This is a genomic window from Hyphobacterium sp., from assembly GCF_965228115.1.
Classification (GTDB): Bacteria; Pseudomonadota; Alphaproteobacteria; order Caulobacterales; family Maricaulaceae; genus Hyphobacterium.
In genome coordinates this window covers 1,379,643-1,395,383 of the sequence record NZ_OZ245794.1, presented here as the reverse complement: position 1 = coordinate 1,395,383, position 15,741 = coordinate 1,379,643, and the positions used below count along the sequence as shown (strand labels likewise).

The 15,741-nt window shown below is 59.2% G+C and carries 18 protein-coding genes; 4 read left to right on the top strand and 14 right to left on the bottom strand.

Going from position 1 to position 15,741, the window contains the following annotated elements:
• Window positions 1-90 precede the first annotated feature (90 nt).
• Complete coding sequence (locus ACO079_RS07485) at window positions 91-777, top strand: SDR family NAD(P)-dependent oxidoreductase (RefSeq protein ID WP_421788901.1); 687 nt, start codon at window positions 91-93, stop codon at window positions 775-777.
• On the opposite strand, the gene ACO079_RS07480 is transcribed toward ACO079_RS07485, so the two are convergent.
• The 4 genes from ACO079_RS07480 to kdsB are packed head-to-tail and all read right to left on the bottom strand — an operon-like array spanning window position 774 to window position 4,514.
• Entirely contained in the window at window positions 774-1,979 is a 1,206-nt protein-coding gene (locus ACO079_RS07480) for an NAD(P)/FAD-dependent oxidoreductase (RefSeq protein ID WP_421788899.1), read from the bottom strand. The genes ACO079_RS07485 and ACO079_RS07480 overlap by 4 nt on opposite strands.
• The gene (locus ACO079_RS07475; RefSeq protein ID WP_421788898.1) at window positions 1,976-3,118 is read right to left on the bottom strand and encodes a CaiB/BaiF CoA transferase family protein; all 1,143 of its coding nucleotides are present in this window, start codon (window positions 3,116-3,118) and stop codon (window positions 1,976-1,978) included. Before ACO079_RS07475 ends, ACO079_RS07480 begins: the two co-directional genes overlap by 4 nt.
• On the bottom strand, window positions 3,115-3,735 hold the full coding sequence (locus ACO079_RS07470; RefSeq protein ID WP_421788897.1) for a histidine phosphatase family protein: 621 nt from the start codon (window positions 3,733-3,735) through the stop codon (window positions 3,115-3,117). Before ACO079_RS07470 ends, ACO079_RS07475 begins: the two co-directional genes overlap by 4 nt.
• Entirely contained in the window at window positions 3,732-4,514 is a 783-nt protein-coding gene (gene kdsB / locus ACO079_RS07465) for a 3-deoxy-manno-octulosonate cytidylyltransferase (protein ID WP_421788895.1), read from the bottom strand. Before kdsB ends, ACO079_RS07470 begins: the two co-directional genes overlap by 4 nt.
• A gap of 191 nt (window positions 4,515-4,705) precedes the next feature.
• On the opposite strand from kdsB, the gene ACO079_RS07460 reads away from it, so the two are divergent.
• The 3 genes from ACO079_RS07460 to argC are packed head-to-tail and all read left to right on the top strand — an operon-like array spanning window position 4,706 to window position 7,976.
• Window positions 4,706-5,716, top strand: a complete 1,011-nt coding sequence (locus ACO079_RS07460) for an N-acetylornithine carbamoyltransferase (protein ID WP_421792927.1) — start codon at window positions 4,706-4,708, stop codon at window positions 5,714-5,716.
• Window positions 5,716-7,035 (top strand): acetylglutamate kinase, encoded by a 1,320-nt coding sequence (locus ACO079_RS07455; RefSeq protein WP_421788893.1) that lies wholly within the window; start codon window positions 5,716-5,718, stop codon window positions 7,033-7,035. Before ACO079_RS07460 ends, ACO079_RS07455 begins: the two co-directional genes overlap by 1 nt.
• Window positions 7,032-7,976 (top strand): N-acetyl-gamma-glutamyl-phosphate reductase, encoded by a 945-nt coding sequence (gene argC, locus ACO079_RS07450; protein ID WP_421788891.1) that lies wholly within the window; start codon window positions 7,032-7,034, stop codon window positions 7,974-7,976. The genes ACO079_RS07455 and argC overlap by 4 nt, the downstream gene beginning before the upstream one ends.
• 35 nt (window positions 7,977-8,011) lie before the next feature.
• On the opposite strand, the gene ACO079_RS07445 is transcribed toward argC, so the two are convergent.
• The 10 genes from ACO079_RS07445 to ACO079_RS07400 form a co-directional block, all read right to left on the bottom strand.
• Window positions 8,012-8,695, bottom strand: coding sequence for a hypothetical protein (locus ACO079_RS07445; RefSeq protein ID WP_421788890.1), 684 nt, complete (start codon window positions 8,693-8,695; stop codon window positions 8,012-8,014).
• A gap of 10 nt (window positions 8,696-8,705) precedes the next feature.
• Window positions 8,706-10,889: a reprolysin-like metallopeptidase gene (locus tag ACO079_RS07440; protein WP_421788888.1), complete on the bottom strand. Its 2,184-nt coding sequence runs from the start codon at window positions 10,887-10,889 to the stop codon at window positions 8,706-8,708.
• 144 nt (window positions 10,890-11,033) lie between these two features.
• Window positions 11,034-11,522 carry a hypothetical protein gene (locus ACO079_RS07435; protein ID WP_421792903.1) on the bottom strand — a complete coding sequence of 163 codons (489 nt, stop codon included), beginning with the start codon at window positions 11,520-11,522 and terminating at the stop codon, window positions 11,034-11,036.
• Window positions 11,519-12,004 carry a GspMb/PilO family protein gene (locus ACO079_RS07430; protein ID WP_421792902.1) on the bottom strand — a complete coding sequence of 162 codons (486 nt, stop codon included), beginning with the start codon at window positions 12,002-12,004 and terminating at the stop codon, window positions 11,519-11,521. The genes ACO079_RS07435 and ACO079_RS07430 overlap by 4 nt, the downstream gene beginning before the upstream one ends.
• Window positions 12,001-13,017: a PilN domain-containing protein gene (locus ACO079_RS07425; protein ID WP_421792901.1), complete on the bottom strand. Its 1,017-nt coding sequence runs from the start codon at window positions 13,015-13,017 to the stop codon at window positions 12,001-12,003. Before ACO079_RS07425 ends, ACO079_RS07430 begins: the two co-directional genes overlap by 4 nt.
• On the bottom strand, window positions 13,014-13,898 hold the full coding sequence (locus ACO079_RS07420) for a general secretion pathway protein GspK (RefSeq protein ID WP_421792900.1): 885 nt from the start codon (window positions 13,896-13,898) through the stop codon (window positions 13,014-13,016). Before ACO079_RS07420 ends, ACO079_RS07425 begins: the two co-directional genes overlap by 4 nt.
• The gene (locus ACO079_RS07415) at window positions 13,895-14,551 is read right to left on the bottom strand and encodes a prepilin-type N-terminal cleavage/methylation domain-containing protein (protein WP_421792899.1); all 657 of its coding nucleotides are present in this window, start codon (window positions 14,549-14,551) and stop codon (window positions 13,895-13,897) included. The genes ACO079_RS07420 and ACO079_RS07415 overlap by 4 nt, the downstream gene beginning before the upstream one ends.
• Window positions 14,548-14,886 (bottom strand): PulJ/GspJ family protein, encoded by a 339-nt coding sequence (locus ACO079_RS07410; protein ID WP_421792898.1) that lies wholly within the window; start codon window positions 14,884-14,886, stop codon window positions 14,548-14,550. The genes ACO079_RS07415 and ACO079_RS07410 overlap by 4 nt, the downstream gene beginning before the upstream one ends.
• On the bottom strand, window positions 14,873-15,370 hold the full coding sequence (locus ACO079_RS07405) for a GspH/FimT family pseudopilin (RefSeq protein ID WP_421792897.1): 498 nt from the start codon (window positions 15,368-15,370) through the stop codon (window positions 14,873-14,875). The genes ACO079_RS07410 and ACO079_RS07405 overlap by 14 nt, the downstream gene beginning before the upstream one ends.
• Window positions 15,342-15,734 (bottom strand): type II secretion system protein GspG, encoded by a 393-nt coding sequence (locus ACO079_RS07400; RefSeq protein ID WP_421792896.1) that lies wholly within the window; start codon window positions 15,732-15,734, stop codon window positions 15,342-15,344. The genes ACO079_RS07405 and ACO079_RS07400 overlap by 29 nt, the downstream gene beginning before the upstream one ends.
• Between the last annotated feature and the right edge of the window lie 7 nt (window positions 15,735-15,741).

Sequence of the window (15,741 nt, the reverse complement as noted above, 5' to 3'; positions counted from 1 at the left end):
TCTGCGGGCATAATCCGGGTCATTCGATGCCGGAACGCTTGTCAGGCGTCGCTTGAACGCTAGTGTCCCGCGCATTCAAAGGAGGCTTTCATGGCAAACAAAGTCATCGCCATCACCGGTGGTTTCGGATTTCTGGGAGAGTTCGTCGTGCGCTCGGCCTTGGGTTCCGGCTGGACGGTTATTGCCATCGATCGCGCTGAGGAGCCGCGCGAAAGCTTCCCCGACGGCGCTCATGCGATGGGCGGTGTGGATATGACGGACGCGGAGGCGGTCGCCGATCTGTTCAATGGTATCGTCAAAGAGCATGGCCGGCTTGATGCGCTGCTCAACATTGCGGGGGGGTTCCGTTGGGAAACTCTGGAAGGTGGCAATCTGGAAAGCTGGGACTTTCTTTACACGATCAATGTGAAAACCGCGGCCACCGCTTGCAAAATGGCGTTGCCTTATCTGAAAGCGGCGCCCGCTGGCCGGATCGTCAATGTCGGCGCGGCAGCCGCGCTGAAGGCGGGCGAGGGTATGGGCGCCTATACCGCGTCGAAATCCGGTGTGATGCGATTGACCGAAGCGTTGGCAGAAGAATTGAAGTCAACGAATGTGACCGTAAATGCCGTCTTGCCCTCAATCATCGATACGCCGCAAAACCGGGCAGATATGCCCGATACGGACCCCGATATCTGGGTGAAGCCGGAGGATCTGGCCTCGGTCATGCTGTTTCTGGCGTCTGATGCGGCCAAAGCCGTCACCGGCGCTTTGGTCCCTGTGACCGGGAAAGTCTAGAAAGCCAGCTTCAGGTCAAATTCACGATCGGCGGCTTGCTGTGGCGTGAGGTCGCGTTGCTCGTTCGCAAGTATCCGGCGAGCGGCCATATGGTCGGCTGGAGCGTTGATCGAATCTGCCGCCATGACCAGACCGTCTTTGAAGTAGAAAATCGAAAACGATCCTGATGCGGGGTCACCGCGCATAACGCTCTCATCTGTATCCATGGACAGGCCAGCCATCTGCAGTTTGATGTCATACTGGTCTGACCAGAACCAGGGCACGGCCTTGTATATGTCGAGTGTGCCGGTGAGGGTTTTTGCGGCGATCTTGGCTTCGTCGATGGCATTCTGAACCGATTCCAGACGCAAGCGTTCACCGGTCAGGAAATTGGGATGATTGGCGCAATCGCCTGCCGCTACGATATCCGGATCGGACGTGCGGCAATACTCATCGACGATGATGCCATTGTCGCAATCAAGTCCGGCAGACACGGCGAGATCATCGCAAGGGCTGACCCCCGTCCCCAGAACGACCAGATCGGCGGGGATCGTTTCACCATCGGAAAGCTCGAGCGTGGCCTCATCAATTCGGGCCGTCAGGGTTTCAAGGCGTAAGCCTGCGCCTTCCGAGCGGTGGAGATCTTCGAAAAAGCGCGAAACCGGCTCGCTGACCGCGCGCTTCATTACCCGGTCGAGGGCTTCGATGACCGTCACCTGTTTGCCGAGCTTGCGCGCCGAGGCCGCCACCTCCAAGCCGATAAACCCGCCGCCGATCACGGCGACCGAGTTGGCATCAGCCATGGCGCGTTTGAGCGCCAGACTGTCGTCCAGTGTCCGCAGGACGTGAACATGGGGCCGATCTGCACCCGGAATGGGGGGAATACGGACCGAAGTCCCAAGGCAAAGCGCAAGCCTGGCATAGCTCAGCGTTTCGCCGGTATCGAGCGTGATCGTTTTTGCCGCCCGGTCGATTGCAGTCACGCGGACACCGAAACGCGGGATGATGTTGCGCTGTTCGTAAAACGCATAGGGGCGAAGCGGCAGCCGGGCCTCTTCGATCTGGTCCAACAGAAACGCTTTTGACAAGGGCGGACGTTGATAGGGCGGTTGATTCTCGTCACCCACAAGCGTGATCGGTCCATCAAACCCTTCGCGGCGCAAGCTGTCCGCCAATTGCACGCCAGCCTGTCCGGCGCCAACGATGATAATGGGCTCCATCATGAGGATTGCTGCACCTGTCCAGCTTCAATCATGGCGGCAATCATCCCTTCGTTATAGCCAGCTTCTTTCAAGATGGTGGCCGTATCCTCGCCCTGAAAATAGGCGCCACGCCGGATGTCACTTTCGCCGCCGGAAAAGCGCGGAGCCGCGGCGGGCTGCAAGTATCCGTCCTGCTCGACGAATGTTCCGCGGGCTTGGTTGTGGGGATGGCCTGGCGCTTCGCCCATGGTCAGAACCGGCGAGACGCACGCATCCGTCGTTTCAAAGTGCGCCGTCCATTCTTTTCGGGATTTCGTCTTAAACACTGATTCCAACTCGGCCTGCAGGCCGGGCCAGGCGGTTTGGTCATATTGCCTGGCCAGCCAGTCTTCAGAGAGGCCCAGACCGGTTATCAGCTCGGCAAAAAACTGCGGTTCGATTGACCCGACCGCCATGAATTTGCCGTCAGCGGTTTCATAGCAGCGGTAAAAAGGTGTGCCGCCATCAATCAGGTTGGCCTCGCGCTCATCCTTCCAGAGCCCACCGGCGCGAAGGGAATGGATCAGGCTCATAATTGCGGCGCTGCCATCGGTCATGGCCGCATCGACGATATCGCCCTTGCCCGTGGACTTTGCTTTCACGAGGGCCGCCATCATCCCATAGACCAGCATCAGCGAACCGCCGGCATAATCCCCCACCAGATTCAGGGGAGGGACCGGCTTGTCCTTGCTGCCGATGGCGTCCAGCGCGCCGGTGATGGAGATATAGTTGATGTCATGGCCGGCGCGATCAGACAGCGGTCCGTCCTGTCCCCAGCCGGTGAGCCGGCCATAGACCAGAGCTGGATTAACGGCGTGCACATTATCCGGACCCAGACCGAGGCGTTCCGCGACGCCGGGGCGAAACCCTTCAAACAGAATGTCCGCGGTTTCACAAAGCTTCAGGACGATATCTGATGCGCCTTCCGCTTTCAGATTGATGGCGATGGAGCGCTTATTGCGCCGATTGGCATCTTTGGGCCGCTCCATCATGACGGGCTCGGCCTTGCGGTCGATGCTGATCACATCGGCACCCAGATCCGCCAGCAATTGACCGGCCAAAGGACCCGGCCCGATCCCTGCGAGCTCAATAACGCGAATCCCGTCCAACGGCCGGCTCATGGCAACTCCGGCAGCTGATCAGGGGCTTGGTTCCAGAAAAGAGGCCGCCATGCTTCCCCCTCGCGGCGCGCCGCGCAGACATGACCGGTTTTTACCTTGGCATCACCGGCAAAGCCAAGGGCGGTGTGGAAATAGCGGAGAATGCCGTTCGACGTGATGACCATCGCGGGGCTCTCGGAAGATGCCATATCTGCGAGTACGCCGAGGGCATTGGCCTTCAACGTGTCCGGGTCGGGTTTCCAGCCGGCCTTTTCGGGCCGCTGATGATGATCGCGCCAGTTTGCAACTGCGTCGGGGCCGAATTCGGCGGTGATTTCTTCATCGGTCTTGCCGCCCCATAAGCCATAATCGATCTCGGTCAGGCGTTTGTCGATGTTGATGGGGGCATCAGAGGCGGTAATGGCCTTGATAATCTCGGCCGCCCGGCGTGTGCGTTTGAGCGGCCCGGCGACGAGCGTTGCAGGTGCCAGGCTGCGTTCGCGCAGGCTCTCGCCTAGCAAGGCGGCCTGGGCTTCACCGGATTTGACCAGCGGCAAATCTTCCTTGGCGCCGACCCAGACGATTTTGTCTCCGGGTCCGAACGTATTTCCATGTCGTGCAAGGAGAAGCAGGCTCACGGCACCAGCTCTCCCTCACGCGCGATAATTGCCTCAACCTCGGCCACATCAGACGGGGCATCGACCGACCAGGCCGAGCGCCCGGAATAGTCCACTTCAACGATCTTGATGCCAATGCCGTTTTCCAGCGCTCGCAGCTGTTCCAGACTTTCTGCTTTCTCCAGCGGGCTGGGTTCCAACGAGACAATCTCACGAAGCGTATCGGCGCGATAGCCATAGAGGCCAATATGCTGCCAGGTGGGCGTTCCAGCTTCGGCGTTGCGCTGAAACGGGATCACGGTTTTGGAGAAGTACAAGGCATTCATTTGCCGGTCGAAGACGACCGTTGTGCCGCCCACCTCTCCCGCTGCCTTGGCGGCACGGAATTTGGTCTCGGTGTCAGGCGGCATTTTCACGGCGGGCGTGGCCATCCGGATCGAGCTGTCCGACCGCATAAGTGTCGGCACGGCCCCGATTACCCAGGGCGGCGTCAGCACGGCATCGCCTTGCACATTCACGATGATATCCGCGTCGCTATCGAGCGCGTCATACGCCGCCAGGGCGCGCTCGCTTCCATTGCGGCAGCTTGCCGGTGTCATCACGGCGTCACCGCCAAAAGCTGTGACAGCGTTAGCAATGCGATCGTCATCTGTTGCAACAACAACCTGATCCACGCCGTCTGCGGCGGCCGTATGCCGCCAGACACGCTCGATCATTTTTTGGCCAGCGATTTCGGCAAGGGGCTTGCCCGGGAAACGGGTAGACCCGTAGCGGGCGGGGATGACAGCAAGAACGCTCATTTGGTCTTCCGGTTCTTTGATGCCCGTCTTGTGCGGCATTCCCGCCATCGGATCAACCGGTTGGCGCGCAAGCGTGATTGCAGGCTTTTCGCGCTGGGGGCTATCGCGGCTGGCAAGGGGACGATAAACCTTCGCCCTTGCACATGTGAGGTCTCGCAAGGCGAGACGTCAGCGCCATGAGAAGGACGATGATGCGCCATTTTCTGACGACCGAGGATTGGGGTCAAGACGAGCTGCAGGCCGTGCTGGATCGCGCCCGCGCGCTCAAGGCAGGTGCATCCAGTTCAGCCCTCGAAGGCAAAAGCGTGGCGCTTGTATTCTTCAACCCCTCGCTGCGCACACGGACCTCATTCGAGATCGGGATCGCGCAGCTGGGAGGCCGCGGAATCGTGCTGGACGCCCGGTCGGGAACCTGGCCGATGGAGTTTGAACCGGGTGCCGTGATGGATGGCGATGCCGAGGAGCACGTCATCGAAGCCGCGCGGGTGCTTTCACGCTATGTCGATATGATCGCGATCCGGTGTTTCCCGAAATTTGAAAACTGGGAAGCTGAACGCGAAGACCCGCTGATCACGGCTTTTTCCCGCCACGCCAGCGTGCCCATCGTGAATATGGAAACCATCGTTCATCCCTGTCAGGAACTGGCGATGATGATGGCCCTGCAGGAGAAGCTTGGCGATGTGAAGGACAAGACATTCCTTCTCACCTGGGTACCTCATCCGAGGCCGCTGAATACCGCAGTGGCGAATTCTGCCATTCTGATGGCGTCCAAATTCGGTCTGAATGTCCGGATGCTTGTCCCTGATGAGGTTTATCGTCTGGACGAGCGTTACATGTCAGCTGCGGCTGAAAACTGTGCCGCGCATGGCGCCAGCTTTGATCTGACAACCGATGTCGAAGCCGCCTATCGCGGCGCGGACATGGTTTATGCGAAAAGCTGGGGCGCTTTGCCCTTTTACGGGCAATGGGACGGCGAGGCCCCCTACCGCGCCAAAGGATCAGGATTCATGGTCGATGAGGCCAAAATGTCGATGACCAATAATGCCGTGGTCAGCCATTGCCTGCCCATGCGCCGGAATGTGAAAATCGCTGATAATGTTGTCGATTCCCCGGCTTTTCTCGGCATTGAAGAAGCTGAAAACCGGCTTCATGTCCAAAAGGCGATGCTCGAAGCGCTCGCCCGGGATTCCGAGACGATCTGATGAGTGAAGCTGCGACCCGTGCGACGATCCTGCGTCTCCTCTCGCACATGCGCGATGGCAAGGAAGTGCGCGAATATCTGAACCGGTTTTCCAAACTGGATCAGTCGCGTTTTGCGGTTGTGAAGGTTGGCGGTGCCGTTATTCGTGATGATCTCGACGGGTTGGCCGCAGCGCTGACGTTTTTGCAGACCGTCGGCCTGTCTCCCATCGTGGTTCATGGCGGCGGCCCGCAGCTGGATGAGGCGTTGAGCCAGGCCGGGATTGAAAGCAAAAAGGTCAATAATCTTCGTGTCACGCCGCGCGAGGCGATTCCAGTGATCCGGGAGGCGCTGGGCAAGGCCAATATCGCGATCGTCGATGCTATACGAGATCAGGGGGGGCGAGCGGCCTGCATCCCGACAGGCGTATTCGGCGCCAGGCTGCTGGATGAAGACGTTTATGGCCGCGTTGGCGAAATGTCCGGTGTTTCGCTCGATCTTGTTGATGCCGCGGTCCGGGGCGAAGAAATTCCGGTTCTGGCCTGTCTGGGTGAAACAGGGGCGGGCGAGCTGGTCAATATCAATGCCGACCATGCCGTTGCCGCACTGGTCGAGACCCTGCAGCCTTACAAGGTCATTTTCCTGACAGAAACCGGCGGATTGCTCGATGCGGACGGGACTATTATCTCGGCGCTAAATCTGGCGAGCGATCGTGACTGGCTGGCGTCAGCAGAGTGGATCAGTGGCGGGATGCGGCTGAAAATCGATCAGATCCAGGCGCTGCTGGAGACGCTCCCGCTCACAAGCTCTGTCGCCATCACCTCTCCAGAAGGGCTGAGCCAGGAGCTTTTCACACATGCAGGGGCCGGCACGCTCGTACGGCGCGGTGAACGGATCATTCACGAAACACAACACGACAAGATCGATTGGGACCGTCTTGAAGCGCTGATCGAAGCCTCTTTTGGCAAGGCGCCGGTAAAGGGGTATCGGGACCAGCTGGCTCTGGATCGGTTGATCGTGACCGAACATTATCGCGCAGCGGCGGTTGTGGGGCGCATTGATGAAGTCCTCTATCTGGACAAGTTCGCGGTGATGGAAGATGCGCGGGGAGAAGGGCTGGCGCGGGCGGTCTGGCATCAGCTCGTGGATTACGCGCCGCGGCTCTATTGGCGTTCCAAAACGCTGAACCCGATCAACCAATTCTATTTCAGCCAATGTGATGGGGCTGTCAGAAAAGGCGACTGGACGGTTTTCTGGCGTGGCGAGGACGATATCTCGCGCATGCCAGGCCTCGCGGATCATATTGCCGCGCTTCCGGAAACCCTGGTTGCGGTGCCATGACGGCACGGATTGGTCTCATCGGAGGGCGCGGATATACAGGCCGCGAGATCCTCCGCCATCTGTCTTGGCGAACCGATATGGAACTGGTTCTCGCCAGCTCACGAGAGCTCGCCGGTCAACCCGTCACGGCCACGGCCCCCGAGCTGAAATCAGACCTTCTGTTTAAAGCAATCTCACCCAGGGATCTAGCCGGGCAGGCGCTGGACGCCGTGATCCTTGCTTTGCCGAACGGGGCCGGAGCGCCCTTTGTTGAGGCGGTCTCGCCGGAAACAGTCATCGTGGATCTCTCGGCAGATTACCGGTTCGCGCCGGACTGGGTCTATGGACTTCCAGAAATCTATGGCCGCGAACCCCTCAAAGGGGCCAAGCGGATTGCCAATCCGGGCTGCTATGCAACTTGCGGCCAGCTGGCGATTGCTCCGGTCCGGACGCTGTTGTCCGGCTCGGCCCACGTGTTTGGTGTATCGGGCTATTCAGGCGCGGGGACCACGCCCTCGCGGAAGAATGATGCTGCGGCCCTGAAAGATAATCTGATCCCATACGCGCTGACCGGACATATTCACGAACAGGAAATGGCGCACCATCTGGGTCGTCCGGTTCGGTTTTCCCCGCACGTTGCGCCCTTTTTCAGCGGATTGATCACGACGGTTCAGATGACATTGGCCGAGCCGTCCGATCTAGAAACGCTGCGGGAGATTTACGAAACTGCCTACGCAGACGAAGCCCTGCTCAGCTTGAATGACGTTGCGCCTGAACCAGCCCAGATTTCTGGTCAGCCGGGCAGCATGATCGGCGGGTTCTCGCTGGGCGAGGACGGGCGGGCATTTACGGTCGTCAGCGCGCTGGATAACCTTCAGAAAGGCGCAGCCGTTCAGGCCCTGCAGAACCTGTCTTTAGCCCTCGATTTGCCTGAAGGCCGATACGAAAACACCCCGGCATGACCGGGGTGTTCCAAATCTCTCAATGGCCTCAGTGATCAATTGTCATTGCCAGAGTTTTGTTCTGCCGCGCGCAGCGCATTCACCAATGCTTGCAGGTCCTGTTGGGCCCGTTGTGTTGCTTCCGCCAGCGCGGCCTGCGTTTCCGGATCAAGCTCATAATCATCACCCGCCGGCGGTTCATCATTGCCGGATTGTGTTTCATTCGATGCTGTTGTCGTGGCCGGTGTCGTCGCCTCTTCCCCGGATTCGGCGTCAATCAAAGGCTGGACTTGACGCTGCAGCAAATCGCTGACCCGCCGGCCCTCTTCCTCGGTTATGTCCGCGGGAATGCGTTCCGCGCTTAGCCGCTGGCTTTCATCCGGTGCGCTGCCCGCGCGTCCGGACAACAGAACCACTCGCTGAAGATCATTCTGGGTTTCAGGGGTCTCGCCGTAAACGAGCGCATAATCAAAGCCTGCCAGCAAACGGCCAAGAACGTCATCGATCGAACCCTCGAGTTCGGCGGTCACCGGGTTGTTGTCGACAAGCCGGTCGGCACCGACAAGCCGGAATCCCGCTTCGGCCTGGATGGTTTCAAGGACTTCGGAAAGGCGTTCGCCCTCGGCGCTGACCTGCCATTGGCCGTCATTCTGGCTCACCATTATGTCGGCCATCGCCATCGTTGAACACGACAATGCCAGCGTAGCAGACAAGGAAAAAGTCGCGAGATGACGGGTCATATCAGCCTCCTTATTGGGTTCGAACGGCGACACTCGTTGCTCCGCGCAGGGCATTTCCTTCGCGGAATCGGATGAAAATCCGATTGGTTGCAGGGTTGGCTTCAATTGCCTGTCCATTCCCGCGCACAAATATGGCGAAAGTCGCAACACCATTTGTTTGAAGAATGGCGTTGATGGTATCATCTCTCGCTGTCAGGCAATTGCCTTGCGCATCCGTGCCGCAAAGCTCAATTCTCTCAATGCCGAAAGACCGGCCGCCGGTATCGGCAGATGCCGATATAATCACGCCTTGTCCAACATTCGAGACTGCCACGGAAGCAATGCCGACCGGATTGCCGGTGGCCGGAATGTCGATCCAGCCGTCATTATTAACCGTTGCCACGAGGGCGATCACATCTGCGACCGGTGAGGGGGATGAGGTGAAGCTGAGCGAATTCAGACCCCGGACATATTCATCCGAACGCCGATTGGCACAATAGGCTTCGATGAAAAGCTCGGTTTCATCATTGATGCTGGGAACGGTGAAACCAACCTGATTGCTGTCATTCACGAAAGTTGTGGCCGATGTCACCGCAAAAACGAAATTCTGGGACCCGCCTGCAGGGATGTCGACCGGTGTGTTTGCCGTGCCGGTCAATTCATTGGACGCATCGGTTGTCTGGAATGTAAAGCTTGAGGCGTCAGACCCGGCCAGCCGCAACCCACAGCCTTGTGCGGTCGTATTGGAGCTGGCCGGATTGATCAGGGTCGCAAACGCGGTTGCCGTCTGGCCGTTTCTGACAGACCGCGAAATCGGCAGAATCGACGAGCGGATGCGAGGCACTTCCGCCCGGAAATTGTTGACGTTGAGGCCGGCATTGCGCGCCGCCAGCGCATTGTCGGCGGAATTCGCGCTATTTGAGTCAACGCCGCAAGGGGCCCCATTCGTGCAAAGATTTATGCCCGGGTTGGAGAAATAGGGAACCTGGACTTCATGCCGGCCCGCACCGGGGCAATTTACGCCAGGCGATTGCTCTGAACCCTGCGCCATGATGGTGATGAATTCGCAATCGACACGATAGCCATTTGCGTAGTCAAAAACGCCACTCGCGCCGATATTCTCGCGATTGTGCGCAAAACCCAAATTGTGGCCGACTTCCTGGGCAAAGGACAAGTCCGAGCAAAAGCTGTATCCGTCAGTGAGGTTGGTATCATTCCCGTCGATGAAGTCGCTGACCACCGAGAGGCCCATACCGGCATCCGCCGGACCAATTGAGCCATTGCCGCTACCCGAGATGAATGCCGCCCCGCAGGTGCCGCCAGGACGGCTGACGGTGCCAGACGGGCTGAAGTGGCGACGAACCAGCACGACAAGGTCAGCGCCAACCGCATCGCGAACGGCTTGCAGGCTGCTGAAATCCTGGCCGGCGCCCTGCGGCTGGTTATCCGAAGCAATGCCGTTCACGACACCATCTTCAAGATCATAGATCGTGGCTGTATTGCTGGCGGCTTCTACGCCTGTGACCTGGCTAAGATGAACGAGCCGGGCCCGCATCCCTGTGTCGCTTTCGACCAGAGCCTGATCAAGAAGGGCGATCAGGTATTGCACGCGTCCGCCAACGGCGAGGCCCCAAGTGTCGACCATGCTTTGTGTATAGACGACGGCAATATCCAGCGTGCCGTTCGATCCGACCGGGACGGCTTGTCCAGAATCAATGTTCGAAGCCGGAATTGCGGTGGCTTCATACGCGCTGACCAGCGCAGGCGCGCTCGGCAGCACCTGATCATCGGAGCCATAGGCACGGGTCGCATTATCTGGATGCCGGAAGACCCTGTGCCCGCCATTTGCGTCAGGAACAATGTTCCAGACCCCGTCATGCGTTGCGATTCGTCCGAAGGCGATGCCATTCAGCTCTGAAATAATCACGCGATCGGTGAGATCGCCCCCTTCGAGGCGTCCGATCCAGGTGCGTGCGCCCAATGCCTGTTCATCGATCCGGTCGAGTTCAGCGGTATATCCCGCCCCGATGTTCAACTCGATACGCTCGCCCGGCAACATTTCCATAACATTCGGAGACAGGCTTTCGAAACGGACTTCATCGCCTGCCGCGCCATCGAAAGCGAGCGTTTGGGCACCCTGGAACATATCCATGCTCCAAGCTGCCGAGGCGGGCGCGATAGAGAGCGCAATTGCCGCCATCCATGCTCGTATCATGCTGTACTCCATAAACATCGCCGGGGGAGACGAAAACCGTCAAACTCCGCCTACAATAACGTGAATTGGCTGGCCCGCAATGCTACTGACCCAGTCCGGCCTGCGCTTCGTTTTTCCGGGCGCGTTTCCTTGCAACAATCCCGCTTACGGCTCGCGTTCGCCAATCGGCAGCCGATAGGCATTGCCACTATTGGAGACTTCGATCGAACTTCTGGAAATTGAATCAATCCTCCAGCCTTCAATTGTATCGCCGACATAGGCCCGGCGGGTTTCCCCCTCTGTCCTAATCGTTGCCACGCCGCCCTCGGGCCCGGTCACGGTGCCGATAACCGTAAATTCCGGCTCGCCGATTTGTGTTGCCGTTTGTGGTGTCAATACAGGGGCTTGAACGACCTCAACGGGCGCTGGCCGGCGGTCGGACCTGAAAAGCGGTCTGGCAGCAATGGCATCGAAGGACTCGAATCCTGGAAGGAAATCGCCGGTTTCCTGACGGATCTCGACAGTTGAGCTTGCTCGTTCAGCCGGGGGCGATGGCTGGACAACACCCGTGTCGGTCCAGACCAGATATCGAAGCGCGACCAACACCACGAGGACAGCGGCTACCAGGAGAAGCAAGCGGGTTCGTTGGGTCACGAATCGCCTCCCGGCTCGCGTCGCGCGCTCACGGTCGCGGTCAGTTGCAGGCGTTCAGACCGGCGAATGGGGGTCAGTTGCGCTTCTTCAATGATCAATGCAGGCAATCCTGCTTCCAGGGAATGCAGCAATTGGGCGAGGTTTTCCATTTCGCCTTCTGCTTGGAATTCGAGGCGCAATGCGAGCGGATCCCGCTCATCAGGATCGGAAATCTGGACACGGCTTGCTGTGACATTTGCGCTGCGCGCGGCGGAATTCAGCCGGCTTTGAAGGTTTGAGGTTGCGACAGCGAGATTGTCACCTGGTGTTAGATAACGCGCCGGGTCGGCCGCCGGGGGAACAGCCTGCTCGGCGATTGCCGTCTCGGTATCCGCTTGAATCTTGAACCAGCCATTCAGTGTCATCGCAAAATAGATGGAGGCGGCCAGGACAACTACGCCCGTACAGGCAAGCGAGATCAATTGCCGCGGACTGGCGCTCATGACCGGCTCCCAGTGACACGATGGCGCACTGTGAGTTCAAATCTTTCGCGCCCGGTTTCCTCATCCCTGACGGTCGCGCCGTCAAAGGCGGCGTCAGCAAATTCATCCGCAGCGTCCAGCGCCCGCAAGGCGGCGGCCGCATCCCAGGCAAGGCCCGTCAATCGCAGGGTGCCATTTTCATAGGAAACACCCGTTACATAGGCCCCATCGGGCAACCGGCGGCTTAGATCCGCCAACGCCGCAACGGCAGAGCCTGCACGTGATTTGTCCTCGGCATGTTCGATGGCCGCTTCCAGGCGCGCTTCCAGGCTGGCCGGTCGGCGGGCTGCTTCATAGACCGGATCCAGGCGGAGATTCCGGTCCAGCGTGAGACCTGCAATCGCAACCAGCAGAATGCTGGTGATCACCGCACTCATCATGAAGGCTGAACGTCCTGATGACGGCGAGGATCTGTTCTCCCGCAAATCGATTGCCGGTGCGGCACGCGGATCATCTGTTTCAAGATCGACAGCGGCGATGTCGAGGCCAAATTCGCTTGCCCGCCGCATCGCCGCGGCGAGCGTGTCTTGCCGCATGATCGATATCGGCAGGCTGAAGCGGCCATCAGTCTCTGAAATCCCGGATGTATCCGCAGCGAAGAGGATGTCTTCCACTGGCAGAGGCGAAAGGCGTGGAAGCGCCAGCTCGATCGCTTCCTCCAGGTGTTTTTTTGCGGCGGTCGGAAAGCTCGCTTCCCGTTTAAGTCCTAGGGGCGCAGCCAACCGCAGAACCAGTGGGCCCTTGCGCCCGAGCCGCGCGATCTCGGCCCTCGCGGCGTCCGCATCCTCACTCGCGGAAATCTCCAGCGTTTCCCCGTCTGCATTCGTGTACACGCAGCCTGAAGCATCATAGCGCAGCACACGCCAGGAGCGCGCGAACAATCCGCCGATCACCGGCAAATCGGCGGCTGCACTGTCCACGTCGTCGCGCCACGCGCTGAGGCCCCGCTGAATGGCGTTCACTATTGATGTCACGCATCCGGCTCCGGATTGAGAAACTCGGCATATCCAAATACATGGCTATGCCGGGATAGCACATCATACAAGTCTTCTTCGCCGGGCAGATGAATGATGACTTCACGCGCCATTCGCGCACCGGATCCGGCCTCTGCCTCGATGAAAATCGCATAAACGGCTGGCTGGTCAGGATCAAACCCTGCCGAACCGTCGATTTCAGGCGGCTCGCCCCCTCTTGCTCGCGCCGACAGTATCCGCCGCGCATCTCCGGAGGAAACGCCTGCGGCCTCTATGAGCAAGGGAGGTGCGATTTCAGCAGAAACTGCTTCGGTCCCATAAAGGGTCAGATAGGGCTCGACCCGTGAGAAGACGTCGCGGTCAACGCCCAGAACATTGCGGAACTCCTCAACCGCAATGAAGGGGCGATTGCCGGGGGGAGGGCGGTTATCTGCCCGATATGCGGCAGATTCTGCGCCGTTTTGCCCGACATCGTCGTCTTCGTCGCGCCAATCTGCAAAGGCACCGGAAATCCTGCGCGCTGCTAGAGGTGATATCTCGATTTCTTCCAACAGGGCGGCCAGGATTTCAGGGTTGCCCTGATTGAGGTCAAAGCGTCCGTTTTCTGCGACAATGCGGATATCCAGCTCGATATCCCCGATGGCAATTTCATAGAGCCGCCCATCCGCGCGCCAGCGGGTGCCATCATTTTCATCTGCGAGCTGGATCGCCGCACGTGCAACCACGCTATCAATCGACGCGCGCAACTCCAATCGTTCCAGGCTGGCGAATGCGCTGGAGGCGGATGTGCGCGCCGAAAGGGCAGTCATTCCCGCTGCGACTGACAAAAGCGCCAGCAGTGCCACCACCATCAAAAGCGCAATTCCGCGGCGCGATCTCATGGCTCACCCGCCTCATTTTGCGCCATGTTTTCCGATCCGGGGTCCGGCGCCTCTGTTTCCGGCGCAGCCTGTGGCAATGGAATGCTGATCGAAGGCATTTCGGCGCCGTCCGCCACAAGGGTGATCAAGCCGGGATAATCACTTTGGCTTTGCCAGCTTGAAGAGCCGCTACTGCCAGCTTCGGCATAGCCAAAGCTTACCGATTGGCTGAGCGGCAATGTCCAGCTTTGCCACGCTTCATCGGGCTGGTTGAACCGGTCGAGATCCGTGAGTGACCGGCGCGAGACAATCAGAGCAGGCCCGGTGTCCGATTCGCCGTCTTCCGGCACGATCTCCATGCGGTATTCATAAACGCCTGCACGCGATGGATATCCCGGATCCGCGCTCAGGAAGACCAAACGATCCGGCTGACCAATAAAATATACGCCGCTTTCGCCGTCTTCGGTTTCAGTGCGAATGGCCGGCAGCAATCGTTCAAGGCGGCTTCGTACCGCCTCTAGGGCTGCGCTCTGGTCTTCACGCTCGGTGCGGAAGGCCATCAGCTGGTTCTGGAAATCCAGCGAGCGGCGGACGCCTTCCGAGATGATGCCAATCGCTAGCGCCGTCAGGGCGAGCGCGATCAGCATCTCCGCGAGAGTGAAACCACGCTTCATTGCGGCGCCTCTGCCCGTGCGCGTTCGTAGCGGAGCTCAAAATTACGGCCCGTTTCGGTCGTCAGCCGGATGGTGATGATCTCCAACTGATCCAGTTCTGCAGACGGTGCAATTTCAACCGTCCAGTCAAAGTTTTCGGTTTGACCTGACGCGTTATCATCAATGGTCAGCATCAGATTTTCCATAATCGCCGCGGCGGCCTCGGCCTGGCTGGCCCCTTGCTCGGCGCGGGCGGCAGACGCATAGACCTGATACACGGCCGCCAGCCCGGCACTCGCCAGCGCCATGGCAATTACCGTCTCGACCAGGGTGAAACCGCGCTTAGTCGAGCTCATCGGGATCGAGCCTTTCTGCCTGCCCGGTCAGCCAATTAATCCGCATGGCCGCTTCGCGGTCCTCCAGTGCCAGCAGGAAGGTGCCGCCTGTTGTTGCGCCCTCTGGAAAAAAACGGACAGAGGCCAGGTCTCCGTCGAGTTCAGCTTCGGCGACGGTTGCCCGGATCTCGATATCGCGGTTCAAGGCGAAGGTCTGTTCGCTTGGCAAAACGAGCAAGGTGCGGGCGTCCACATCCAGTCGCAGGAGGGTATCCTGACCGGTCAATCGGGCTTCCGTACGGGCCATGCGGGCCGCTTGTTCGATCAATTCGATGGAACGGGTTAATTCGCGTTGCGGGGACGTCCGGAACAGCATCGGGGCGACCAGGGCGGTCACCAGCCCGAGGACCAGTAGCGCGACCAGTAATTCCGTAAGCGTGTAGCCCGATCCGGGGTCTGATCGGTGGTTGATTGGCCTACTGGATCGTGCGGAAGATGTCCTCATCCTCGCCTTCACCGCCTTCCTCGCCATCGCGGCCATAGGTGCCTATGCGGGCCTGACCTGTGCCCAGATATTCATAGACATAGGGTTGATCCCATGGGTCGTTTGGCACCGATTGGTTGTCTTCCAGCACCAGCGCGGACAGATCGTCAGGGTAATCGCCATTTTCGAGGCGATAGAAGTTCAACTGGGTTGCAATACTTTCGATTTGAGCGGCTGCGGTGTCACTGTTGGCACGCCCGACAAAGCGAAAAACCTGAGGTCCGACCAGCGCGATCAAGAGGCCTATAATGACCAACACAACGATGATCTCTATCAAAGAGTAGCCGCTTCGCGGGTCTGATTTGGTGTTATTTGTCTGGCGCATGATGAGC

Excerpts from the sequence above, each read along its gene's own strand:
- ACO079_RS07410 (WP_421792898.1), bottom strand. The coding sequence starts at position 14,886 with ATGAGCTCGACTAAGCGCGGTTTCACCCTGGTCGAGACGGTAATTGCC.
- ACO079_RS07460 (WP_421792927.1), top strand. The coding sequence starts at position 4,706 with ATGCGCCATTTTCTGACGACCGAGGATTGGGGTCAAGACGAGCTGCAG.
- ACO079_RS07480 (WP_421788899.1), bottom strand. The coding sequence starts at position 1,979 with ATGATGGAGCCCATTATCATCGTTGGCGCCGGACAGGCTGGCGTGCAA.
- kdsB (WP_421788895.1), bottom strand. The coding sequence starts at position 4,514 with ATGAGCGTTCTTGCTGTCATCCCCGCCCGCTACGGGTCTACCCGTTTC.
- ACO079_RS07405 (WP_421792897.1), bottom strand. The coding sequence starts at position 15,370 with ATGAGGACATCTTCCGCACGATCCAGTAGGCCAATCAACCACCGATCA.
- ACO079_RS07455 (WP_421788893.1), top strand. The coding sequence starts at position 5,716 with ATGAGTGAAGCTGCGACCCGTGCGACGATCCTGCGTCTCCTCTCGCAC.
- ACO079_RS07475 (WP_421788898.1), bottom strand. The coding sequence starts at position 3,118 with ATGAGCCGGCCGTTGGACGGGATTCGCGTTATTGAGCTCGCAGGGATC.
- ACO079_RS07440 (WP_421788888.1), bottom strand. The coding sequence starts at position 10,889 with ATGATACGAGCATGGATGGCGGCAATTGCGCTCTCTATCGCGCCCGCC.
- ACO079_RS07420 (WP_421792900.1), bottom strand. The coding sequence starts at position 13,898 with ATGAGATCGCGCCGCGGAATTGCGCTTTTGATGGTGGTGGCACTGCTG.
- ACO079_RS07415 (WP_421792899.1), bottom strand. The coding sequence starts at position 14,551 with ATGAAGCGTGGTTTCACTCTCGCGGAGATGCTGATCGCGCTCGCCCTG.
- ACO079_RS07430 (WP_421792902.1), bottom strand. The coding sequence starts at position 12,004 with ATGAGCGCCAGTCCGCGGCAATTGATCTCGCTTGCCTGTACGGGCGTA.
- ACO079_RS07485 (WP_421788901.1), top strand. The coding sequence starts at position 91 with ATGGCAAACAAAGTCATCGCCATCACCGGTGGTTTCGGATTTCTGGGA.
- ACO079_RS07445 (WP_421788890.1), bottom strand. The coding sequence starts at position 8,695 with ATGACCCGTCATCTCGCGACTTTTTCCTTGTCTGCTACGCTGGCATTG.
- ACO079_RS07400 (WP_421792896.1), bottom strand. The coding sequence starts at position 15,734 with ATGCGCCAGACAAATAACACCAAATCAGACCCGCGAAGCGGCTACTCT.
- argC (WP_421788891.1), top strand. The coding sequence starts at position 7,032 with ATGACGGCACGGATTGGTCTCATCGGAGGGCGCGGATATACAGGCCGC.